This is a genomic window from Streptomyces yamdrokensis, from assembly GCF_053890455.1.
This window is the reverse complement of sequence record NZ_CM132679.1, coordinates 1,120,619-1,141,070: the sequence shown is the minus strand read 5'-3', so window position 1 is coordinate 1,141,070 and position 20,452 is coordinate 1,120,619. Positions and strand designations below refer to the sequence as shown.

The 20,452-nt window shown below is 71.9% G+C and carries 24 protein-coding genes; 16 read left to right on the top strand and 8 right to left on the bottom strand.

Annotated elements, in window-relative coordinates:
• Positions 1 to 19: 19 nt before the first annotated feature.
• Together ACWZEH_RS04395 and ACWZEH_RS04390 are read left to right on the top strand one after the other, a co-directional pair.
• On the top strand, positions 20 to 1,537 hold the full coding sequence (locus tag ACWZEH_RS04395; protein ID WP_456195788.1) for a glutamate-cysteine ligase family protein: 1,518 nt from the start codon (positions 20 to 22) through the stop codon (positions 1,535 to 1,537).
• A gap of 163 nt (positions 1,538 to 1,700) precedes the next feature.
• Complete coding sequence (locus ACWZEH_RS04390; RefSeq protein ID WP_456195786.1) at positions 1,701 to 2,501, top strand: CPBP family intramembrane glutamic endopeptidase; 801 nt, start codon at positions 1,701 to 1,703, stop codon at positions 2,499 to 2,501.
• A gap of 63 nt (positions 2,502 to 2,564) precedes the next feature.
• On the opposite strand, the gene ACWZEH_RS04385 is transcribed toward ACWZEH_RS04390, so the two are convergent.
• Positions 2,565 to 3,425 (bottom strand): PhzF family phenazine biosynthesis protein, encoded by an 861-nt coding sequence (locus tag ACWZEH_RS04385; protein WP_456195784.1) that lies wholly within the window; start codon positions 3,423 to 3,425, stop codon positions 2,565 to 2,567.
• A 141-nt stretch (positions 3,426 to 3,566) separates the two neighbouring features.
• Between ACWZEH_RS04385 and ACWZEH_RS04380 the strand changes: the two genes are divergently transcribed.
• The 4 genes from ACWZEH_RS04380 to ACWZEH_RS04365 all read left to right on the top strand — a co-directional run bounded on the left by ACWZEH_RS04380 (position 3,567) and on the right by ACWZEH_RS04365 (position 7,324).
• Positions 3,567 to 4,220, top strand: a complete 654-nt coding sequence (locus ACWZEH_RS04380; protein ID WP_456199432.1) for a PadR family transcriptional regulator — start codon at positions 3,567 to 3,569, stop codon at positions 4,218 to 4,220.
• Positions 4,221 to 4,411: 191 nt separating this feature from the next.
• Positions 4,412 to 4,981, top strand: a complete 570-nt coding sequence (locus ACWZEH_RS04375; protein WP_456195782.1) for a Clp protease N-terminal domain-containing protein — start codon at positions 4,412 to 4,414, stop codon at positions 4,979 to 4,981.
• A 121-nt stretch (positions 4,982 to 5,102) separates the two neighbouring features.
• Complete coding sequence (locus tag ACWZEH_RS04370) at positions 5,103 to 6,116, top strand: EamA family transporter (protein ID WP_456199431.1); 1,014 nt, start codon at positions 5,103 to 5,105, stop codon at positions 6,114 to 6,116.
• A gap of 251 nt (positions 6,117 to 6,367) precedes the next feature.
• A complete protein-coding gene (locus tag ACWZEH_RS04365) occupies positions 6,368 to 7,324 on the top strand; it encodes a DMT family transporter (protein ID WP_456195780.1) in 957 nt (318 codons plus the stop codon).
• Between the two features lie 112 nt (positions 7,325 to 7,436).
• Here the strand turns inward: ACWZEH_RS04365 and ACWZEH_RS04360 are convergent, their stop codons facing one another.
• Positions 7,437 to 8,135, bottom strand: a complete 699-nt coding sequence (locus tag ACWZEH_RS04360; RefSeq protein WP_456195778.1) for a pyridoxamine 5'-phosphate oxidase family protein — start codon at positions 8,133 to 8,135, stop codon at positions 7,437 to 7,439.
• A gap of 35 nt (positions 8,136 to 8,170) precedes the next feature.
• On the opposite strand from ACWZEH_RS04360, the gene ACWZEH_RS04355 reads away from it, so the two are divergent.
• Positions 8,171 to 9,508, top strand: a complete 1,338-nt coding sequence (locus ACWZEH_RS04355) for an aminotransferase class I/II-fold pyridoxal phosphate-dependent enzyme (RefSeq protein ID WP_456195776.1) — start codon at positions 8,171 to 8,173, stop codon at positions 9,506 to 9,508.
• Between the two features lie 38 nt (positions 9,509 to 9,546).
• Here the strand turns inward: ACWZEH_RS04355 and ACWZEH_RS04350 are convergent, their stop codons facing one another.
• Positions 9,547 to 10,014: a pyridoxamine 5'-phosphate oxidase family protein gene (locus ACWZEH_RS04350; protein ID WP_456195774.1), complete on the bottom strand. Its 468-nt coding sequence runs from the start codon at positions 10,012 to 10,014 to the stop codon at positions 9,547 to 9,549.
• Positions 10,015 to 10,102: 88 nt separating this feature from the next.
• On the opposite strand from ACWZEH_RS04350, the gene ACWZEH_RS04345 reads away from it, so the two are divergent.
• Positions 10,103 to 10,255, top strand: a complete 153-nt coding sequence (locus ACWZEH_RS04345) for a hypothetical protein (RefSeq protein WP_456195772.1) — start codon at positions 10,103 to 10,105, stop codon at positions 10,253 to 10,255.
• On the opposite strand, the gene ACWZEH_RS04340 is transcribed toward ACWZEH_RS04345, so the two are convergent.
• Positions 10,242 to 10,739 carry a Rieske (2Fe-2S) protein gene (locus tag ACWZEH_RS04340; RefSeq protein ID WP_456195770.1) on the bottom strand — a complete coding sequence of 166 codons (498 nt, stop codon included), beginning with the start codon at positions 10,737 to 10,739 and terminating at the stop codon, positions 10,242 to 10,244. The two genes, ACWZEH_RS04345 and ACWZEH_RS04340, sit on opposite strands and share 14 nt — an antisense overlap.
• A 329-nt stretch (positions 10,740 to 11,068) precedes the next feature.
• Here ACWZEH_RS04340 and ACWZEH_RS04335 point away from each other — a divergent pair, with 329 nt between their 5' ends.
• The 3 genes from ACWZEH_RS04335 (at position 11,069) to ACWZEH_RS04325 (ending at position 12,775) form a co-directional block, all read left to right on the top strand.
• On the top strand, positions 11,069 to 11,311 hold the full coding sequence (locus ACWZEH_RS04335) for a DUF6411 family protein (RefSeq protein ID WP_456195768.1): 243 nt from the start codon (positions 11,069 to 11,071) through the stop codon (positions 11,309 to 11,311).
• A gap of 304 nt (positions 11,312 to 11,615) precedes the next feature.
• A complete protein-coding gene (locus ACWZEH_RS04330; protein ID WP_456195766.1) occupies positions 11,616 to 12,386 on the top strand; it encodes a HipA family kinase in 771 nt (256 codons plus the stop codon).
• Positions 12,383 to 12,775: a DUF3037 domain-containing protein gene (locus ACWZEH_RS04325; protein WP_456195764.1), complete on the top strand. Its 393-nt coding sequence runs from the start codon at positions 12,383 to 12,385 to the stop codon at positions 12,773 to 12,775. The genes ACWZEH_RS04330 and ACWZEH_RS04325 overlap by 4 nt, the downstream gene beginning before the upstream one ends.
• Before the next feature lie 148 nt (positions 12,776 to 12,923).
• Here ACWZEH_RS04325 and ACWZEH_RS04320 read toward each other — a convergent pair whose 3' ends face one another.
• Entirely contained in the window at positions 12,924 to 13,367 is a 444-nt protein-coding gene (locus ACWZEH_RS04320; RefSeq protein WP_456195763.1) for an excalibur calcium-binding protein, read from the bottom strand.
• A 306-nt stretch (positions 13,368 to 13,673) separates the two neighbouring features.
• Between ACWZEH_RS04320 and fabG the strand changes: the two genes are divergently transcribed.
• The 5 genes from fabG (at position 13,674) to ACWZEH_RS04295 (ending at position 18,580) form a co-directional block, all read left to right on the top strand.
• Entirely contained in the window at positions 13,674 to 14,438 is a 765-nt protein-coding gene (gene fabG, locus ACWZEH_RS04315; RefSeq protein WP_456195762.1) for a 3-oxoacyl-ACP reductase FabG, read from the top strand.
• A gap of 116 nt (positions 14,439 to 14,554) precedes the next feature.
• Positions 14,555 to 15,313 carry an SDR family oxidoreductase gene (locus ACWZEH_RS04310; protein WP_456195761.1) on the top strand — a complete coding sequence of 253 codons (759 nt, stop codon included), beginning with the start codon at positions 14,555 to 14,557 and terminating at the stop codon, positions 15,311 to 15,313.
• 243 nt (positions 15,314 to 15,556) lie between these two features.
• Positions 15,557 to 17,152 (top strand): ABC transporter substrate-binding protein, encoded by a 1,596-nt coding sequence (locus tag ACWZEH_RS04305; RefSeq protein WP_456195759.1) that lies wholly within the window; start codon positions 15,557 to 15,559, stop codon positions 17,150 to 17,152.
• A 78-nt stretch (positions 17,153 to 17,230) separates the two neighbouring features.
• Positions 17,231 to 17,914: a uracil-DNA glycosylase gene (locus ACWZEH_RS04300; protein WP_456195757.1), complete on the top strand. Its 684-nt coding sequence runs from the start codon at positions 17,231 to 17,233 to the stop codon at positions 17,912 to 17,914.
• Positions 17,915 to 18,049: 135 nt separating this feature from the next.
• Positions 18,050 to 18,580 carry a hypothetical protein gene (locus ACWZEH_RS04295; RefSeq protein WP_456195756.1) on the top strand — a complete coding sequence of 177 codons (531 nt, stop codon included), beginning with the start codon at positions 18,050 to 18,052 and terminating at the stop codon, positions 18,578 to 18,580.
• A gap of 13 nt (positions 18,581 to 18,593) precedes the next feature.
• Here the strand turns inward: ACWZEH_RS04295 and ACWZEH_RS04290 are convergent, their stop codons facing one another.
• The 3 genes from ACWZEH_RS04290 to ACWZEH_RS04280 all read right to left on the bottom strand — a co-directional run bounded on the left by ACWZEH_RS04290 (position 18,594) and on the right by ACWZEH_RS04280 (position 20,447).
• Positions 18,594 to 19,082, bottom strand: a complete 489-nt coding sequence (locus tag ACWZEH_RS04290) for a hypothetical protein (protein WP_456195754.1) — start codon at positions 19,080 to 19,082, stop codon at positions 18,594 to 18,596.
• 154 nt (positions 19,083 to 19,236) lie between these two features.
• A complete protein-coding gene (locus ACWZEH_RS04285; protein ID WP_456195752.1) occupies positions 19,237 to 19,746 on the bottom strand; it encodes a DinB family protein in 510 nt (169 codons plus the stop codon).
• 92 nt (positions 19,747 to 19,838) lie between these two features.
• A complete protein-coding gene (locus tag ACWZEH_RS04280; RefSeq protein ID WP_456195750.1) occupies positions 19,839 to 20,447 on the bottom strand; it encodes a TetR/AcrR family transcriptional regulator in 609 nt (202 codons plus the stop codon).
• Positions 20,448 to 20,452 lie beyond the last annotated feature (5 nt).

The window sequence follows — 20,452 nt, the reverse complement described above, 5'->3', positions numbered from 1 at the left end:
GACGAGGAGGAACGCTTCGATGGGGGAGAAGGTGGTGGCAGGCGGGTTCGACCTGTCCGATCGCCAGCGCTACCGCGACAAGCTCCGCAGGTGTCTGACGGGCTTGGAGCGACTCCTGGCGGAGAAGCGGTTCGACCGCCCCAGGAACCTGATGGGGCTGGAGATCGAATTGAATCTCACGGGCGCCGACGGCATGCCCAAAATGTTGAATGGGCAAGTCCTCGAACGGATTGCGAGCCGCGACTTCCAGACAGAACTCGCCATGTTCAACCTGGAAGTCAACATTGCTCCACATCGTCTGGACGGCCGGGTATTCGACCGGCTCGCCGAGGAACTGCGCACCTCCCTCGCGTACGCGGACCGGAAAGCCGCCGAGGTGGACGCCGGAATCGTGATGATCGGTATTCTGCCGACGCTCGACCGCGACGACCTGGTCTCCTCGAACCTCTCCGCCGTCGATCGCTACACCCTGCTCAACGACCAGATCGTGGCCGCCCGAGGGGAGGACTTCACCCTCGACATCGAGGGGGTGGAACGTCTCAGCTGCACCTCCAAGTCGATCGCGCCGGAGGCCGCCTGCACCTCGGTCCAACTGCACCTCCAGGTCACTCCGGCCCGCTTCGCCGACGTGTGGAACGCGGCCCAGGCGGTTGCCGCCGCCCAGATCGCCGTCGGCGCCAACTCACCCTTCCTGTTCGGACGTGAGCTGTGGAGCGAGTCCCGGCCGCCGCTGTTCCAGCAGTCCACCGACACCCGTCCGCCCGAGCTCCAGGCACAGGGGGTGCGGCCGCGCACCTGGTTCGGCGAGCGCTGGGTCGACTCGGCGTTCGACCTCTTCGAGGAGAATCTTCGCTACTACCCGGCACTCCTGCCGATCTGCGACGACGAGGATCCGCTCGACGTGCTGGACCGGGGAGGCACCCCCTCGCTCGCGGAACTCGTCCTGCACAACGGCACGGTCTACCGCTGGAACCGCCCGGTCTACGACGTCGCCGACGGCGTGCCCCACCTACGGGTGGAGAACCGGGTCCTGCCCGCCGGACCCACCGTCGTCGACGTGGTCGCCAACGCGGCGTTCTACTACGGTCTGGTCCGCGCCCTCGCCGAGGAGAGCCGCCCCGTGTGGACCCGGCTGCCCTTCGAGGCCGCCGCCGCCAACTTCGACGCCGCCTGCCGGCACGGTATCGACGCCCGCTTCACCTGGCCCCGGCGCGGGCGCTACGGGGGTACGGCCGAAGTGGACGCGGTCGCCCTCGTACGCGACGAACTGCTGCCGCTGGCCGAGGCGGGGCTGGACGCGTGGGGCATCGAATCCGCGGACCGGGACCTGTACCTCGGCGTGATCGAGGAACGCTGCCGGCGCCGGCAGAACGGGGCGAGCTGGCAGGCAGCGACCTTCCACCGGGCGCTGGACGGAGGCCTGTCCCGGGAGGCGGCTCTGGCGGCCACCACCCGGCGCTACCGTGAGTTGATGCTGCGGGGCGACCCCGTGCACACCTGGCCCATGGGGCTCCCGGAACCGGTGTCCGCGGACTGAGCCCCGAGCGGGCGGGACTCGGGACGGGGATCCTGGACAGCGGGAAGGAGGGCCGGCCGCGCAGCCCCGCCCACGGGACCGGCGACTGAGGACCGCCCGCCGGGCGCTCCACCGGTGCCTTCATACTGAACCGGTCGGACAGCTCGGTGATGTGGAGGCAGGTGTGCAGGCGGAGGCGGGACCGGAGGCCGGTGCGTATCCTCAGCGGCGGCTCACGCGCAAGACACTCCGCGACGAGACGCTGCTCGTGCTCGCGGTGTCGCTCGGCGCGAGCGCGGTGTCCGCGCTGATCAGTTTCGTCGGCTCGGTCACCCGGCCGGGCGGCCTGAAGGACCAGGCGGCCACCCTCAACGGCTCGGCGGCACCGGGACGCCCCTGGCTCGACCTGGCCTGGCAGCTCTTCGGGATCACCAGCGCGCTCGTCCCCGTCGCGCTCGTCGCCCACTTCCTGGTCCGCGAGGGCGCGGGACTGCGCACCCTCGGCTTCGACCGCACCCGGCCCTGGTCCGACCTCGGCCGCGGGGCGGCGGTCGCGGCGGCCATCGGCAGCAGCGGCATCGCCTTCTACCTGGCCATGCGGAGCCTCGGCTTCAACCTCACCGTGGTACCCGAGGCGCTGCCCGAGGTGTGGTGGAAGTTTCCCGTGCTGATCCTCTCGGCGATGCAGAACTCGATCCTCGAAGAGGTCATCGTCCTCGCCTATCTGCTGCGCCGGCTCGAGCAGTTGGGTTGGTCACCGGGCGCCGCGACGGCGACCAGTTCGGTACTGCGCGGCTCGTACCATCTCTACCAGGGCATCGGCGGGTTCATCGGCAACATGGTGATGGGCGTGGTGTTCGTCCACCTCTACCGCCGCTGGGGCCGGGTGGGGCCCCTGGTGGTCGCGCACACGCTGCTCGACATCGGGGCGTTCGTGGGGTACGCGCTGCTCGCGGGCAAGGTGGACTGGCTGCCCACGGCGTGAGCGGTCGGGGGGAAGGGGACGTGCCATGGTGCCGTACGTCCCCGGTTTCGTATCGGGCCCGGCTCAGTGCGACGGTCCGCCGCCCGCGATCCCGCCGTCCGGCAGGGCGGCGCCCAGCAGCTCGCCTTCGATGACGGTCACCGCCCGTCCGCCCAGCAGGGTGCGCTCGCCGCGCAGCTCCGTACGGACGCGGCCCGAGCGGGGTGAGGCCTGCAGGCCGGTGAGAGCGGTGCGGCCCAGGCGCTCGGACCAGTAGGGGGCCAGCGCGGTGTGAGCGCTGCCGGTGACGGGATCCTCGTCGATACCGACGTTCGGAAAGAAGCACCGGGAGACGAAGTCGTAGCCCAGGGAGGGGTTTTCCGCGCGGGCGGTGGCGATGACGCCGCGCGTGGAGTGGGCGCCGAGGGTTCTGAGGTCGGGCCGCAGGGCGTGGACCGTTTGCTCGTCGGCGACCTCGACCAGCAGATCGCCGACGAGCGGACCGGTGTCGAAAGCCGTGAGCGGCTCGGCCCCCAGCGTCTCGGCGAACCCTTCGGGCAGGTCGAGCGGGGTAAGCGGGGCCGTGGGGAAGTCCATGGTCACGGAGCCGTCCTCGGCCGGCGCCGCGACGAGGACGCCACTGCGGGTGGAGAACCGGACGGGGCCCTTGTGAGCGCCGGTGGTGTGCAGGACGTGGGTGGCGGCGAGGGTCGCGTGGCCGCACATCGCCACCTCGGCGGCGGGAGTGAACCAGCGCAGTGCCCAGTCGGCCTCCCCGCCCCCGGGCAGCGGGTGCGCGAAGGCGGTCTCGGCGTGGTTGACCTCCAGGGCGACGTTCTGGAGCCAGCCGTCGTCCGGGAAGGCGTCCGTGTCCAGGAGCAGGACTCCGGCCGGGTTTCCGGCGAAGGGCCGGTCGGTGAAGGCGTCGACGATTCGCATGCGCATCCCCTGACGGTAGGACGTCGGCGAAGCCGCAGACCAAGGCCAATCCAAAGATGCCGGCCCGGATTCCGCGGCCGTCCTTACGGCAGGGGTTGCCCTGCCCTTTTCTCCGATATATCGTTGAGTTATCGCGACAGGTCAATGATGGAATGGGGAGTGGTTGCGGTGCGTACCCATGGTTTCGAGCATGGACACGGTCACAGTGGTCCGAAGGGCGGCCGGGGCGACTTCGAGAGGCGGCGGGCCGCTTTCGGGCCCTTCGGTCCCGGCGGGCCGGGTGGCCCCGGGGGCCCCGGCTTCGGTCCGGGCTTCGGGCACGGCCCCTGGGGCGGACGAGGGCGCGGCGGGCCCAGGGGGAGGGCGCGGCGCGGTGACGTACGGGCATCGATCCTGGCTCTGCTGAAGGACCGGCCGATGCACGGCTACGAGATGATCCAGGAGATCGCCGGGCGTAGCGGCGGGGCGTGGAAGCCCAGCCCCGGATCGGTGTACCCCACCCTCCAGCTGCTGGAGGACGAGGGGCTGATCGTCAGTGAGTCCGAGGGCGGCAAGAAACTGTTCGCACTCACCGACACCGGTCGCGCGGTGGCCGGGGAGGGTCCCGAGGCGCCCTGGGAGGAGGCCTCCCGCGGGGTCGACTGGGAGGCGCTGAGCGAGGTCCGGCAGGCCGGGTTCGGCCTGATGGAGGCATTCGGGCAGGTCTGGAAGACCGGCACCAAGGAGCAGCGCGAGAAGGCGCTCGCCGTCGTCAACGAAGCCCGCAAGAAGCTGTACCTCATCCTCGCCAACGACGACTGAGGCTGACGGCTGGGGCCGGGGCTGGGGAACAAGGCCGGTGTCTGCGGTGGCGTGGCGGGCCCGAGGGGAAGCGGGGCTGATTCTCCTTCCCAGGGAGGAGATTGCGGCCCTCCGCGTCCACTTCCCGTGGGACGGGAAGATGCTCCCCGCCGGGGACGCCCCGGACCCGCGGGGCTGATGTGCTGGGAGGCGTGCAACACCGTACCCCCGGGCCGTCGGCCCACCAGGCCCAGGAACAGGGCAGTCACCGCGCGGAACACGGTGCCGGACTCAGTGCGGAGCTGGCAGCGGTGGTCAGCGGTGCCCGCCGCAGAGCGGTCAGGGACGCGGACCGGCAGATCGACACCGCCCATCTGCTGCACTCGCTGCTGGAGTCCGACGCCGAGGTGTGCGCGGTCCTCGGCGAGGGCCGGCGCACCGCCCGGCTGCTCGGCTACCTGGTCCAGCGCAGCATCGGCTACGGCCTGCGCTGGCAGAGTTCCGTCGAGGGCTCCGGCTCCGTTCCGGTGGTGGTGCGGACCACCGGGTTCTCGCCGCCGGCGGCGGCCGGTCTGGAGTACGCCCGTGAACGCGCCGCACGTCATGGCGGGTCCGCGCGCGGTGTGGACCTGCTCGCGGCGATCATCGTGGATCCGCAGGCGCGGGCGGTGGAAGTGCTCGAGCGTGCCGGAATCGGCCACCGCGACGTCCTCGCCCGTCTCGACGCGGCATGGACCGGCGACCCCGCTCACCGAGGGGCCGAAGGGCTGAGAGCGCGGTGAGGGCCGGGCCGTGTTCGCCCGTCAGTGGATTTCCTCCCCTCCGTCCGGACCCCGGGCCGCACGTCCAGCCCGTGAGCCAGGTGTCATGAGGGGTGACGCTCCTGTCGGCGCCTGGCATCATGTGCCGGTGCCTACCTCTGCCAGCATTCGGAACGCCCGGAAGGCCCGTGGGAAGGGCGCCGGGCTCGGCCTCGCGCTCCTGTCCGCGGCGGCCTTCGGCGGATCGGGAGTCGCCGCCAAGCCGCTGATCGAGGCGGGCCTGGACCCGCTGCACGTCGTGTGGCTGCGGGTGGCGGGCGCGGCCCTGGTCATGCTGCCGTTGGCCGTGCGCCACCGGGGACTGCTGCGCAGTCATCCGGCGCTGCTCGCCGGGTTCGGACTGTTCGCCGTCGCCGGGGTCCAGGCCTTCTACTTCGCCGCCATCTCCCGTATCCCCGTCGGCGTCGCGCTGCTCGTCGAGTATCTGGCGCCCGCGCTCGTCCTCTGCTGGGTGCGGTTCGCGCAGCGGCGGCCGGTGACCCGGGCGGCGGCGGTCGGTGTGGTGCTGGCGGTGGGCGGACTGGCCTGTGTCGTGGAGGTGTGGTCGGGCCTCGGCTTCGACCTCGTCGGGCTGCTGCTCGCGCTCGGCGCCGCCTGCTGCCAGGTCGGCTACTTCGTTCTCTCCGACCAGGGCAGCGATCACGGCGACCGGGCGCCGGACCCGCTCGGGGTGATCGCCTACGGTCTGCTCGCCGGCGCCGCCGTCCTCACCGTTGTCGCCCGTCCGTGGTCCATGGACTGGTCGGTGCTCGCGGGCAGCGCGCGCATGGACGGCACCCCGGTCGCGGCCTTCGTGCTGCTCGCCTGGCTCGTCCTCGTCGCCACGGTCGTCGCGTACGGCACCGGAGTGCTCTCCGTACGCCGGCTCTCGCCGCAGGTCGCCGGGGTGGTGGCCTGTCTCGAAGCGGTCGTCGCCACCGTGCTGGCCTGGGTCCTGCTCGGCGAGCACCTGTCGGCGCCGCAGATCGCCGGCGGCGCGGTGGTCCTGGCGGGCGCGTTCATCGCCCAGTCCTCGGCACCCGCCAGAAGCCCCGACCGCCCGGTGGCGAGCGGGGGAGGCGAAAGGGAGTTGTCCACACCGGGAACCGCGGCCTAGGGTGCTGATCATGCATGCGCGCGCACTTGTTCTTCCGCCGCCCGCCGTCTGAGGCGGGCCCTGAGCTTCCCGCGCCCGGTGCGCTGTCGCCGGGCGTCGTGGTGCTGCCCGCAGACGCAGTCCGCGGGCCCCGCTGGACCGGTTCGATCCGGGCCTGATCCGGGGCTCCCTTCCGGCCTTTCGCGCAGCGCAGGCACTTCCGTGAGGAGTGCGTACGCGCGCGTATCTGTGTGCAACTGCGGAGAGAACACGTGTCGAACACCGTCACCGGCCTGCCCGTCGGGCGAGGCCTGCTCTATCTGATCGTCGCCGGTGCCGCCTGGGGCACCGCGGGCGCCGCCGCCTCGCTGGTCTACCGGACCAGCGACATGGGGCCGGTAGCCCTCTCCTTCTGGCGCTGCGCGACCGGCCTGGCGCTGTTGCTCGGCGCCCGGATGCTGGTCCCTCGTGCCCGTACCGCCGTGGCCGGGGCGCCGGGCCCCAGGGTGCGGCGGGCCGTGGCCACCGGGGCAGGGCTCGCTGTGTTCCAGACGGCCTACTTCGCGGCCGTCGCCGCCACGGGACTCGCCGTGGCCACCGTCGTCACCCTCGGCGCCGGCCCCGTACTGATCGCGCTCGGCGCGCGGCTGTTCCTGGGGGAGCGGCTCGGGCGGGGCGGGGCCACCGCCGTCGTGGGGGCGCTCGCCGGGCTCGCCGTGCTCGTCCTCGGCGGCGGGGAGACGACCGTGGACCCGTGGGGCATCCTGCTCGCGCTGCTGTCCGCGGCCGGTTACTCGGTGATGACCCTGCTCACCCGGTGGTGGGGGCGTGACGGTGGGCTGGACGCCTCCGGCACGACCGTCGGGGCGTTCGCCGTCACCAGCGTGCTGCTGCTGCCGTTCGCCGCGGTCGAAGGGCTGGTGCCGTACACCGGCGATCCCGCTCCGCTGCTGTGCCTCCTGGTGTACATCGCCGCGGTTCCGACGGCTCTCGCCTACGGCCTGTACTTCGCGGGCGCGGCGGTCGTACGGTCGGCCACCGTGTCCGTGATCATGCTTCTCGAACCGGTGAGCGCGGCGGTGCTGGCCGTCGCCCTGCTCGGTGAGCGGCTCACCCCGGCCATGCTGGCCGGCACCCTGCTGATGCTCGGCTCGGTCGCGGGGCTCGCGGTCGACGAGGCGCGGGGCGCGCGGACCCGCAGGGCGAAGGGAGGCGCGGCGCCGGCGTGACGGCGCGGGTCCTCAGGGGAGATGCCTTCGGGAGAGGCTCCTCGGCGGACCCCCCGGGGCATGCCTGGCCCGAGGGCGGGGCATGCCCCGCCCTCGGCGCGCGTCCGCGGCGTCACAGGGCCGCCAGGTACTCCGGCGGTTCCGTGCCGGCGGGCAGGGCGGGGTCCGCGAGCGGGGTGCCGTACGTGCGGGTCAAGGGGACGACGCCGGCCCAGTGGGGGAGGGCGAGGTCCTCGGGCTCGTCGTTCACGCCGCCGGTGCGGAGCTTGGCGGAGACCTCGGTCAGGTCGAGGCGGATCACCGCGGTGGCGGCCAGTTCCTTCTTGTTCGCCGGGCGCGAGTCGGCGGCGCGGCCGGGGACGACGTGGTCGACGAGGGCGTCCAGCGCCTGCCGCTTCTCCTCGGGGCCGGTCACGTCGTACGCGAGACCGTGCACCACCACGGAGCGGTAGTTGATCGAGTGGTGGAACGCCGAGCGGGCCAGTACCAGCCCGTCCACGTGGGTGACGGTCAGGCAGACCGGGAGCCCGGGGTCGGCCAGACCCGCCGCGCGCAGCGGGCGCGAGCCCGTTGAACCGTGCACGTAGAGACACTCGCCGACCCGGGCGTACAGCGTGGGCAGTACCACCGGCGCGTCGTCACGGACGAAACCGAGATGGCAGACGTAGCCCTCGTCGAGTATCGCGTGCACCAGGTCCCTGTCGTATGCGGCGCGGTCCGGCGAGCGGGTGGGAACCGTGCGCTCGGTGGGCCGGTAGCCGTCGGTGCGGGTGGCGGTGTCGGCGGGCTGCTGCGGCCGGGTCCCCGGCATGGCGTCCTCCATTGCACTAGTGCATACTTTGCTTTGTGCTAGGAGAGTATCGGATCACGGGTCGGCGCGCTGCGGAGATTTCGGCGAGCATCGAACGCGCGGTGGGTGAAGGGGCGCTCCAGCCGGGTGAACTGCTGCCCCCGATACGGGAGTTGGCGGAACGGCTCGGAGTGAACCCCAATACCGTCGCGTCCGCGTACCGGACCCTGCGCGAGCGCGGGGTGATCGAGACCGCGGGCCGCCGGGGGAGCCGGGTGCGGCCCAAACCCGTCACCACGGCGCGCGACTCCGCCCGGGTGGAGGTCCCGCGGGGCGTACGGGACCTCTCCGACGGCAACCCCGACCCCGCGCTGCTGCCCCCGCTGGCCGAGGCCTTCGCCGCCGCGGCCGAGCAGGGCGACCGGGAACCGGTGCTCTACGGGCACGCGCCCGTGGAGCCCGGGCTGGTCCGGTTCGCCCGCGCCGGACTGGACGCCGACGGCGTCCCCGACGGCCCGGTCACCGTGACCTCCGGCGCCCTCGACGCCATGGAGCGGGTGCTCGCGGCTCACCTCCGACAGGGCGACGCGGTGGCCGTGGAGGACCCCGGATGGGGCAGCGTGCTCGACCTCGTTCCGGCGCTCGGCCTGCGGACCGTCCCGGTCGGCGTCGACGACGAGGGGCCGCTCCCCGACGACGTACGGCAGGCCCTGACGGGCGGGGCACGCGCGCTGATCGTCACGGACCGGGCGCAGAACCCGACCGGTGCCGCCCTGAGCGCGACACGCGCGCGGGCCCTGCGGGCGGTGCTCGCGGACCACCCGGAGACGCTGCTGGTCGAGGACGACCACGGGCACCACATCGTCGACCTGCCCCTGCACCCACTCGCCGGTGCCACCCGCAGCTGGGCCTTCGTCCGCTCTGCCGCCAAGGCGTACGGTCCCGACCTGCGGCTCGCCGTGCTCACCGGGGACCCGGTCACCATCGACCGGGTACGCGGACGGCAGCGGCTCGGGCCGGGCTGGGTCAGCCGCACGGTCCAGCGCGCGGTGCTCAGGCTCTGGACCGGCGGCACGGTGGACCCGGCGGCGGTGGCGGAGCGGTACGGGCGGCGCCGGAACGCCCTGGTCGGGGCGCTGGCCCGGCAGGGGATCGCGGCGCACGGGCGCAGCGGCATGAACGTGTGGGTGCCCGTGCCGGACGAGACCGGCGCCGTCGCCCGGTTGCTGCACGCGGGCTGGGCGGTGGCGCCCGGTGCCCGCTTCCGGATGAGCACCCCGCCCGGCATTCGCGTCACCGTGTCGACGCTCACCGCGGACGACATCGGGCCCTTGAGCGAGGCCATCGGGGCGGCGATCGGACCGCGGGTGAGGGAGTCCAGGACGTATGCCTAGAGCAGGCGTGGGGGCCGGGCCGGCCCCTGCCCCGCCCGCTACCGCGCGCCCAGTTTCCGGAAGTCCCAGGACACGATCTTCTCCGGGGTGAGCCGTATCCAGGCGTGCCGGCCGTCGTGCGGAATCTCGTCGAGGTCGAAGTTCTTGCGCGCGAACAGCGTCTCGGGGACGTCGAGTTCGGCGCAGAGTTCGCCGGTCCGGGGTACCTCGCCCACGAACTCCACCTGCCCGGACAGTTCGGCACCGCGCAACTCGTCGTACTCCTCGCCGGTGTCCACGACGATCGCCACCCGCTGGTTTCGGCGCAGGTCCGCCCAGCGCCTGGAGCGCACCACGGAGTACAGCCACAGCGAGGTGCCGTCCCAGGCGAACCAGAGCGTGCTGACATGCGGTGCTCCGTCGGCCGACACCGTGGCCACCCGGCAGGTGCGCTGAGCGGTGAGGAAGTCGTCCAGTTCGCCCGGCGTCATCATGATCTTCCGGCCCCGGCGCTGCGTGGCAGTCATGCGGCCCCCTCTTCTCTCACGTCGTGCCAGAGGGATCCTCTGACATCACGTCAGAAAAGGATGGGTCGCCTTCCTTCCGCGCGCAAGGGTGACCGATTTCCTCCGCCCGGCCGCCGCCGACCGGGTGAACCGCACCCACACCCCGGCCGTGGTCGCGACCCTCGCGACCACGGCCGATGTGCCGGCCCGCATGGGCCGGCAGCGCCGTACGGTCCGGCGCTGCCGGCTCACGCGAGCGTGATCGAGTCCCCGCTGACGGTGATCTCCATGGCGGGCAGCGGCTTGGTCGCCGGGCCGCTCTGCACACTGCCGTCGGTGATCGAGAAATTGCTGTTGTGGCAGGGGCAGTTGATGACCCCGTCGGCGACGCTCTTCACCGCGCACCCCTGGTGGGTACAGGTTGCCGAGAAAGCCTTGAACTCGCCTGCCGTCGGCTGGGTGACCACCACTTTGCTGTCGGCGAAGACCTTTCCGCCGCCCTCGGGAATGTCGGCGACCGAGGCGAGCGCGGCACCGGCGGCCTCGTTGCCCTCGTCGCCCGAACCGTCGCCGGTCGCTTCGTTGCTGTCCGGGGAGTCGCCGGGGGCGGCGGAGTCCGACGAGCCGGAGGACTCGTCGGAGCCTCCGCAGGCGGTCAGCGCGACGGCGAGGCCCGCCGCTCCGGCCGCCGCCACGACGGTTCGACGGGCCGGTCCCGATGCGAGCTGATGCGATGCGCTGGTCATGCGGTGATGTCCCTTCCGGGGGGTTGCGTGATCTGGGGAGAGGTACGGTCGGCGTGCCCGTGCTGTTCAGGCACTGCCGAGCTTGCCCCGCACAGGGTCGGACGGACGTAAGCCACAGCTGTCGTTTCCCTGTCGGAGCACGGGCCGCTCCGCCCGGCAGGCAGCCGACGCCACGTGAACGGACGAGGCTGTCGCCGGCGTGCCGTCACCCGTCCCATGAACAGGGCGGTGCGGGGTCGAGGAAATTGCCGAGCGTGTGCGGTCTTGCAGGGGGCATGAGGGATTACACGGGTGACGACCGCCCGAAGTCCCGATTCAGGAGGCACGACATGGTTATCGTAGGCATCATCGCCCTCTGCGTCGTACTGGCGGTACTCGCCTTCCTGGTGCCCCGCCTGTCGCGGCATCCGCAGAACGGTGCGCAGCGCACCATGGGCGTCGGCTCCCGGGCCGGCTCCAAGGCTCCCGGACCGCTGGGGCGGCTGTTCAGCAAGCCCTTCCGCTCCAGCTCCCGCGCTCTGGGTCGCAGCGGCTCAGCCGGCCGCCGGGCCAGGGGGCGCATGCCGTTCTGACCCCGGCGGTTCGAGAGACAGGGCTTCGGACAGCAGTCGGCCCCGCTCGGCAAGCATGTCGGGCGGGGCCCATCAGTTGTGTGGCCGTCAAGGGCGGTCGCTTACGGGGCGAATCATGCCAGATGTCCACTAAGGGGCAAAGGGCGCAACGGGATCGGCGGACTGCTCGAGGGGAAGGGGGATCAGCGCACCGGCCGAAACTCCCCAGATTCTCCCCAGGGCTGATCGTGGCCGACTCCCCGGGGCACGGGGATCTTGGAGAGGGCATGGATTGCAAGGCCAGGGGATCGCGTAGCCTGGCGAAATGCTGACCGAGGTCACCGCCACTCGTTACATCACGCCCCTGCGCGAGGGCGGCTCGCTGCCGGGACTGATCGAGGCCGACGACCTCGGCACCTACGTTCTGAAGTTCACCGGTGCGGGGCAGGGGCGCAAGACGCTGGTCGCCGAGGTCGTCTGCGGGGAACTCGCCCGGCGGCTGGGTTTGCGGGTGCCGCGTCTGGTGACGGTGGAACTCGATCCGGTCCTGGGGCTGGGCGAGCCCGACGAACAGGTTCAGGAGCTCCTCAAGTCCAGCGGGGGCACCAATCTGGGCATGGACTTCCTCTCCGGGGCGCTCGGCTTCGACCCGCTCGCCTTCGAGGTCGGCCCCGAGGAGGCCGGGCGGGTCGTCTGGTTCGACGCGCTGGTGAACAACGTCGACCGTTCCTGGCGCAACCCCAACCTGCTGCGCCGACGCGGCGAACTCTGGCTCATCGACCACGGCGCGACCATGATCTGGCACCACAACTGGCCCGGCGTGGAGCGTTCCGTCGCCCGCCCCTACGACGCCTCCGACCACGTCCTGGAGCCCTTCGGGCCGGACGTGGCCGCCGCGGCGGCACAACTCGCACCGCGCGTCACCGCGGCCCTGCTCGCCGAGGTCACCGCGGAGATCCCCGACGTATGGCTGGCCGGCGAACCCGGATTCGACACGCCGGACGAGCTCCGGCAGGCCTACGCGCGCGCCCTGCTCGCCCGCGCGGCCACCGTCCACGAGCGGGTCCACGGCATCGGGGAGAAGGCGAACCAGTGAGCGACCACAGCGACCGGCACGTCTTCGAATACGCGCTGCTGCGGGTCGTGCCGCGGGTCGAACGGGGCGAGTGCGTCAACGCCGGGGTGATCGTGTACTGCCGTCACGCGGCGTTCGTCGGGGCCGGTACCCACCTCGACGAGTCCCGGCTGTTGGCCCTCGACCCGCACGTGGACCTGGCCGGCGTCCGGGCCGCGCTGCGTGCCGTGGAGGGCGTGTGTGCGGGCGGGAACGCGGCGGGTCAGGCCGCGGGCGACGATGCCGGGCGACGATTCCGCTGGCTGATCGCCCCGCGCTCCACCGTCGTCCAGCCCGGTCCCGTGCACACCGGACTCACCGCCGATCCGGCGGCCGAGGTGCGGCGACTGCTCGACCTGCTCGTGCGCTGACCCGGAGGGCCAAAGCCCACGACGGGCCGGCACGGTGAACCACCGCGGCGGGCCGCCGCAGGGGGAAGGCTGCGACGGCCCGCCGCTCACAGGGGTACGGGAACGCGGAGAGGGGCGCGGTGCACGGACGTACGCGCCGGCCCGCGCGTCAGGTGCGGCGGCGCTTCACCAGGTACCCGGTCGTGGCGAGGGCGCCGGCCGCGAAGGCCAGGCCGACTCCGGTGTCCCAGTCGCTCGGCCCGGTGGCCGACGAGCCGCCCAGCCCGCCCTCCACACCGCGCGTCGGCGCGATCGTGGCGGGTGCGGAGGGAGTCGCGGGCGCGGCGGTGCCGGCCGTCGCCCGGGGAGCGCTGGTGGAGGAGGTGAGGGTGCCCTCGCGGCGGGGCAGGGCCTCGCAGGCGATGTCGTCGTCGGGACCCTGGTCCTCGTCGAGTCCGTTGGGGTCGCTCCGGTCGAGGTTGAACAGGGCTTGCGCTTCCTCCTGGTAGGTGAAGTCCGCGCAGTCCAGGTCCTGGGCGTGAGCGGTGTGGGCCACCGGCAGTGTCGCGGCGAGCGAGACGAGTATGCCGAGGGCACCGGTGCGTCGGCGCATGATGCGCCTCCTTTCCGGCCACAAGTGGCTCGTGCTTCGACGCTAGGCGCGCCCCCGGGCCGGGGCGCGCAGCCATGGGCCGATCGGGTGGTAATCGAGGGACCCGGGCACGGGGCGGCACCAGTCGGACGTGGTGTGCCGGGGGTCCGGCGGGCCGGGGAATGGATCACACAGCAGGGTGGGCCGTTGACACCGGGTGCCAGGGCTTCTAGCGTCACGTCTGCTGAAGGTACTAAGCGGTCGCTCACCCATCCGGGCGGGTCGCAGAAGCCGCATCCGAAGGTCCGAGGTCGAGGAGAAGCAGCGATGTCCACCACTGAGCAGCAGCGGGTCGCCGTCGTCACCGGTGCCGCGCGCGGTATCGGCGCCGCCACCGCCGTACGACTGGCCGCCGAGGGCCGTGCGGTCGCCGTGATCGACCTCGACGAGGGAGCCTGCAAGGACACCGTCGAGAAGATCACCACCGCCGGTGGCAGGGCCCTCGCGGTCGGCTGCGACGTCTCGGACGAGACGCAGGTCGAGGCCGCCGTCGCCAGGATCGCCGAGGAACTCGGCGCGCCCACCATCCTGGTCAACAACGCGGGCGTGCTGCGCGACAACCTCCTGTTCAAGATGAGCGTCTCCGACTGGGACACGGTCATGAACGTGCACCTGCGCGGTGCCTTCCTGATGTCGAAGGCCTGCCAGAAGCACATGGTGGACGCCGGCTTCGGCCGGATCGTCAACCTTTCCTCCTCCTCGGCGCTCGGCAACCGCGGCCAGGTCAACTACTCCGCCGCCAAGGCCGGCCTGCAGGGCTTCACCAAGACCCTCGCCAAGGAGCTCGGCAAGTTCGGCGTGACCGCCAACTCCGTCGCCCCCGGATTCATCGCCACCGAGATGACCAAGGCCACCGCAGACCGCGTGGGCATGGGCTTCGACGACTTCAAGGCCGCCGCCGCCACCCAGATCCCGGTGGCCCGGGTCGGCGAGCCGGAGGACATCGCCAACGCCATCGCCTTCTTCACCGGTGAGGCCGCCGGATTCGTCTCCGGCCAGGTGCTGTACGTGGCGGGCGGACCGCTCGACTGAGGAACGCCGCGGCCGGGGCCGCCGGGGGACCGCTCTTGGGCGGCCCGGGGGCAACGGCGGTCGACTGCGACGAGCAGCGAACCAGGGACGAGTAGGCACGACTAGGGGATACGGACATGACTTCAGTGGAACTCTCGGGCAAGGTCGCCCTGGTCACCGGTGCCAGCCGAGGCATCGGGCTCGGCGTCGCCGAGGCGCTGGTGGCGCGCGGTGACCGCGTCTGCATCACCGGCCGGGGCGAGGACGCCCTCAAGGAGGCCGTCGAGAAGCTCGGCGCCGACCGGGTCATCGGCGTGGCCGGCAAGGCGCACGACGAGGCCCACCAGGCCGTCGCCGTCGAGCGCACGATGGAGGCCTTCGGCCGGGTCGACTTCCTCGTCAACAACGCCGGGACCAACCCGGTGTTCGGGGCGATCGCCGACCTCGACCTGAACGTGGCGCGCAAGGTGTTCGAGACCAACGTGATCTCGGCGCTCGGTTTCGCCCAGCGCACCTGGCACGCCTGGCAGAAGGACAACGGCGGGGCGATCGTCAACATCGCCTCCCTCGCGGGCGTCGCGCCCTCGCCCTTCATCGCCGCGTACGGCGTCAGCAAGGCGGCGCTGATCAACCTGACCGGGCAACTGGCGCACGAGTTCGCGCCGCGGGTACGGGTCAACGCGATCGCCCCGGCGGTGGTGAAGACCAAGTTCGCGCAGGCGCTGTACGAGGACCGGGAGGAGGAGGTCGTCGCCTCCTACCCGCTGGGCCGGCTCGGTATGCCGGCCGACATCGGCGGCGCCGCCGCGTTCCTCACCTCGGACCAGTCGGACTGGGTCACCGGCCAGACCCTGGTGATCGACGGCGGCATCCTCCTGAACGCCGGCGTGGGCTGAGCCGGCGTGGGCTGAGCCGATGTGGCGTGGGCCACGATTGTTCCGGAGCGGGCGTCCGTTGACGAAACGGCGCCCGTTCCGGCGTTTTCGAAGACGGGCGGACCGATGACAACGTAGTCAACGCAGAGTGACCGCGTGATCTACAACGAGTTGATCTCAACGGGCATGCGAAGGAGGGTCCGAGGCGGAAACAGCGCGGTATCGTCTGCCGACCCTTGGGACGGCAGATCGAGGAGCGTGCGCGTGTTCAAGCGGAACCGATGCCTGCGAGGGGTGGCGGCCGTCGCGTCCATCGCGTCGATGTCGTCCTTGTCCACCGGTTGCGGTGTGCTGGCGTCCGACACCCCGGACGACGACGTGCCGATCGTCGTGGGGACGACCAGCTCGCCGAGCACGCTCGATCCCGCGGCCTCCTGGGACAGTTCCTGGGAGTTGTTCCGCAACGTCTACCAGACGCTGCTGAGCTACCCGGTCGGCGCGAGCACGCCCCAGCCGGACGCCGCCGAGGGCTGCGAGTTCTCCGACAGTTCCCACCAGGTGTTCCGCTGCGAACTGCGTGCGGGGCTGAAGTTCTCCGACGGCAGCACGCTCGACGCCAAGGCGGTCAAGTACTCCGTCGACCGGATCCGCAAGATCAACGTGAACGGCGGTCCGGCCGGTCTGCTGGGCAGTCTCGAACGGGTGCAGGCGCCGAATGCCCGGGAAGTGGTCTTCCACCTCAACAAGCCCGACGCGACGTTCCCCTTCGTGCTCGCCACCCCGGCCCTGTCGATCGTCTCCCCGAAGGCCTATCCGGCCGAGGCCCTGCGCGAGGAGTCCGGCCTCGTCGGCTCCGGGCCGTACACCCTCGAGTCGTACGAAGAGGGCGACGAGGCCCGGCTCGTCCGCAACGAGCAGTACAAGGGCTACGCCGAACGGCAGAACAACGCCGTGACGGTCCGCTACTTCCAGGACTCCGCCGAGATGGTCGAGTCGCTGCGGGAGGACCGGATCGACCTCACCTACCGGGGTCTCGCCGCGGACGACGTCATCGAATTCCAGGGCGAGGCCTCCAAGGAGGAGGAGATCAAGCTGGTGGAGGGCACCGGCACCAGCATCAACTACCTGGTGTTCAACCCGAAGGACCCGTGGGCCGGCAAGAAGCCGGTGCGCCAGGCCGTCGCCCAGGTCGTCGACCGGAGCGCGATCGCGCACAAGATCTACCGGGACACCGTCGACCCGCTGTACTCGATGGTTCCCAAGGGGCTGACCGGCCACACCACCGGCTTCTTCGACAACTACGGCGACCCCAGCGTCGACAAGGCCCGAAGGATCCTCACCGAGGCGGGCATCACCGGGCCGGTGCCGCTCACCCTCTGGTACACCACGGACCGCTACGGCTCCGAGACCAAACTGGAGTTCAAGGAGCTGGAGCGCCAGCTGGAGGCCTCCGGGCTGTTCGAGATCACCCTCGAGAGCCGCCCCTGGAAGACGTACGTCGATGGCTACCAGAAGGGCGAGTACCCGGTGTTCGGGCGCGGTTGGTCCCCCGACTTCCCGGACGCCGACAACTTCATCGCCCCGTTCATCGGCGAGCAGAACGCGCTCGGCACGCCGTACGAGGCGAACGAGATCAGCAATGTCCTGCTGCCCCGGTCCCGCCGGGAGAGTGACCGCGGCAACGTCGTGAAGGACTTCGAGGAGGCCCAGCGGATCCTCGTGGACGACGCGCGGCTGCTGCCGCTGTGGCAGGGCCGGCAGTACGTCGCGACGAGCCGGGACATCTCGGGCGCGGAGCGGGCGCTGGACCCGTCGACGATCATGATGTTGTGGCAGCTCTCCCGCAAGACCAGCTGGTAGCCGCTCCGAGGGGCGGGTGTCAGTGGTCGCCTGTAGGTTCTGAGGCCGGGAAGTGACCGCAATCGTGAGGACGTTGACGTGACCGACATCGCCATGCTGCCCAAGTCCTGGCGCGGGGTTCTGGGCGATGAGCTGCAGCAGCCCTACTTCAAGGAGCTGACGGAGTTCGTCGAGGAGGAGCGGGCGAAGGGCCCCGTCCACCCGCCCCGCGAGGAGGTCTTCGCGGCGCTGGACGCGACGCCGTACGACAAGGTGAAGGTCCTGATTCTCGGCCAGGACCCCTACCACGGCGAGGGGCAGGGGCACGGCCTGTGCTTCTCGGTGAGGCCCGGAGTGCGGATCCCGCCGTCGCTGCGGAACATCTACAAGGAGATGCACGCCGAGCTGGGCACACCGCCCCCGGACAACGGCTACCTGATGCCGTGGGCCGAGCAGGGCGTCCTGCTGCTCAACGCGGTGCTCACGGTGCGCGGCGGCGAGGCCAACTCGCACAAGGGGCGGGGTTGGGAGAGGTTCACCGACGCGGTTATCCGCGCTGTGGCCGACCGGCCCGACCCGGCGGTGTTCGTGCTGTGGGGGAACTACGCGCAGAAGAAACTGCCGCTGATCGACGAGAGCCGGCACGCGGTGGTCAAGGGAGCCCATCCGTCGCCGCTGTCGGCGAAGAAGTTCTTCGGTTCCCGTCCGTTCACGCAGATCAACGAGGCGGTGGCCGCGCAGGGTCATGAGCCGATCGGCTGGACCATCCCGGACCTGGGCTGACACCTGCCCGTCCGGGGCGCGGCCGGTTCCCGCCGACGGAGGCGGTCCGGTGCGTCGCGAGGCGGTTCGACCCGGATCGTCCCTGCCTGCCGTAGCGTCGGCGGGGACGATCCGGCGAGCGGTGCGGAGGGCGTGGTGGCGGACCGACAGGAGCAGGTGGCGCCGGATTCCGTGCTGACGCGGATCGGGCAGGTCGTGATGCTGCACCACGCGGGGGACCGCGAGGAGGCGAGGCATCGCCTCCTCGGGCTGTGGGCGGAGATCGGTGTCCACGGCGATGCCCTGCACCGCTGCACACTGGCCCATTACCTGGCCGACACCCAGGACGACCCCGAGGACGAACTCGCTTGGGACCTGCGGGCCTTGGCGGCGGCGAACGAGGCCGATGGCGAAGCGGCCGCCGACCGCCCCGCCGGGTACGAGGGCATGCCCGCGGTGCGCGCCCTCTATCCCTCCCTGCACCTCGACCTCGCCGCCGACTACGCCCGGCTCGCCCGCCCCGACGCCGCCCGTGCCCACCTCCACCGGGCCCGCGGAGCCGCCCGTGCCCTTGCCGACGACTCCCACGGAGACAGGGTCCGGGCCGCCATCCGGCGTATGGAGATCCGGCTGGACGAGGAGGGCGGGGCGGCCGGGAGGTGGGGACCGCCGAGGCAGCGTCCGTAGGCCGCTGTGGCGGTCAACGACCGTATCTCTTCTCGCAGATGGCCGCCTGAGGGCTGTCCGCGGGCCAGCGGCCGTACTCCCTGCCCAGGGCGCAGACGTCCGCCTGCCCACCGAGGTCGCCGCGGATGGCCCCCGCGACCTCGGAGACCTCCGCGGCGGGTACGGGTGGTGCGGTTCTGCCGTAGGCCGGGCCGCCGGCACCCGGCCGCGGTTTCCGGCCGTCGGACGGCGCGGTCCGTTCCGGTGCGGGTGCCGTGGGGGCGGCACGGTGCGAGGGGGAAGCGGGCGGCTCGGTGGGCCGGGACGGGGCGATCATCTCCAGGGCCTCGCGTGCCGGTGCCTGCACCACCCCCCGCGTCCGGTCGTCCGGGCGCGGCTCCGACAAGCGGGCCGCGCCCGCGGGAGGGCCGGGCTCGGAGGGGCGCTGAACTGTCACGCAGCCCGCGAGAACGGAGACCGCCACGGTCACCAGCAGCGTTGCTGCGGTCGTCTGTCGATGCACCCGCGTCACTCTGCAGTCTCCGGCCCTCCGGGAGCCGGTGGACGGGCGAAGGATGCCCCGCACGGGTGATCTCCGCCCCCGTACGGGGGCATGGGAGTGCCGAGGGTTTACGTGCGGTTGACGGGTCCGGCCGCCCCGGGGTCCGGCGTTGCCGTCAGTCGCCGGTGGCGCCGTCGAGACGCTCGCGGAGCAGGTCGGCGTGGCCGTTGTGACGCGCGTACTCCTCGATCATGTGCGTGTGGATCCAGCGCAGGGTGAACCGTTCGCCGGACCTGTGCCGCCCCTTGGCCAGGTCGTCCAGGCCGAAGCCGGCCGCGTTGCGCCGGGCGATGCCGATCTCGGCCTGCCAGGCGGCGTGCACCTCCTGCCAGGTCTCCGTGCCGGTGAGGTGGAACTCGCCGTCCGGGTCGGCCTCGCTGTAATGGAGCGGGCCGGCGTCCTCGTCCGCGAGTACCCTGCGGTACCAGCCGCGTTCGACGTCCGCCATGTGCCGCACCAGGCCCATCAGCGACAGCTCGGACGGTGGCACCGAGGCGGTGCGCAGTTGTCCGTCGGTCAGACCCTCGCACTTCCAGGCGAGGGTCCGGCGGTGGTAGTCGAGCCAGCCCTCCAGCATGGTGCGGTCGTCGGCGTCGGCGGCGGGTTCGTGGCGCTGGGTCGTCATGCCCGCATCCTTTACGGTCGAGGGGATCCGCCGCCAGACGTTTTGCCGGCGGGTGCTCGCCGGGTGCTCGCCGGGTGCTCATCAGGTGTTCGTCAGGCGGAGAGCATCCCGTCCAGCAGCTCCCGCAGGCTCACCCGCACTTCCTCCAGGGTCGGTACGCGCGCGCTGAAGGAACCGGCCACGCAGGAGAACATCAGCCCGTCCGCCCAGGCGATCAGCGACAGCGCGTGCCGCTCCGGGTCCGTGGACCCGAGCCCCGTGACCAGACCGGTGAGCTGGTCGCGGAACAGGGCGCCGGCCGCGTCGAAGTGAGCCCGCAGTTCGGGGCGGCGGTTGGCCTCCAGGGCCAGTTCGTAGCGGGCGAGGGTCAGTTCCCGGTTCAGGGTCAGGGCGCGGTGGGTGGCGAGCGCCATCGCGTCGGTCAACTCGGTCGACGAGCCGGCCCCGGCCCGCGGGGCCGGCATCTCGTGCAGTCCGAGGACCCGCGCCTCCCGCTCGGCGAGCCGCCGCACCGCCAGCTCCAGCAGCGTCTGCCGGGTGCGCGCCACGTTCGAGGTGGAGCCCTGGGGGAGCCCGGCCGCCTCGTCGACCGCCCGGTGGGTGAGTCCGCGCATCCCGAGCTCGGCGAGCAGGGTGAGAGCGGCGTCGGCGACGAGATCGGCACGGGAGGCGCCTGCGGTGCGTGCGGTACGTACGGGCATGGTGG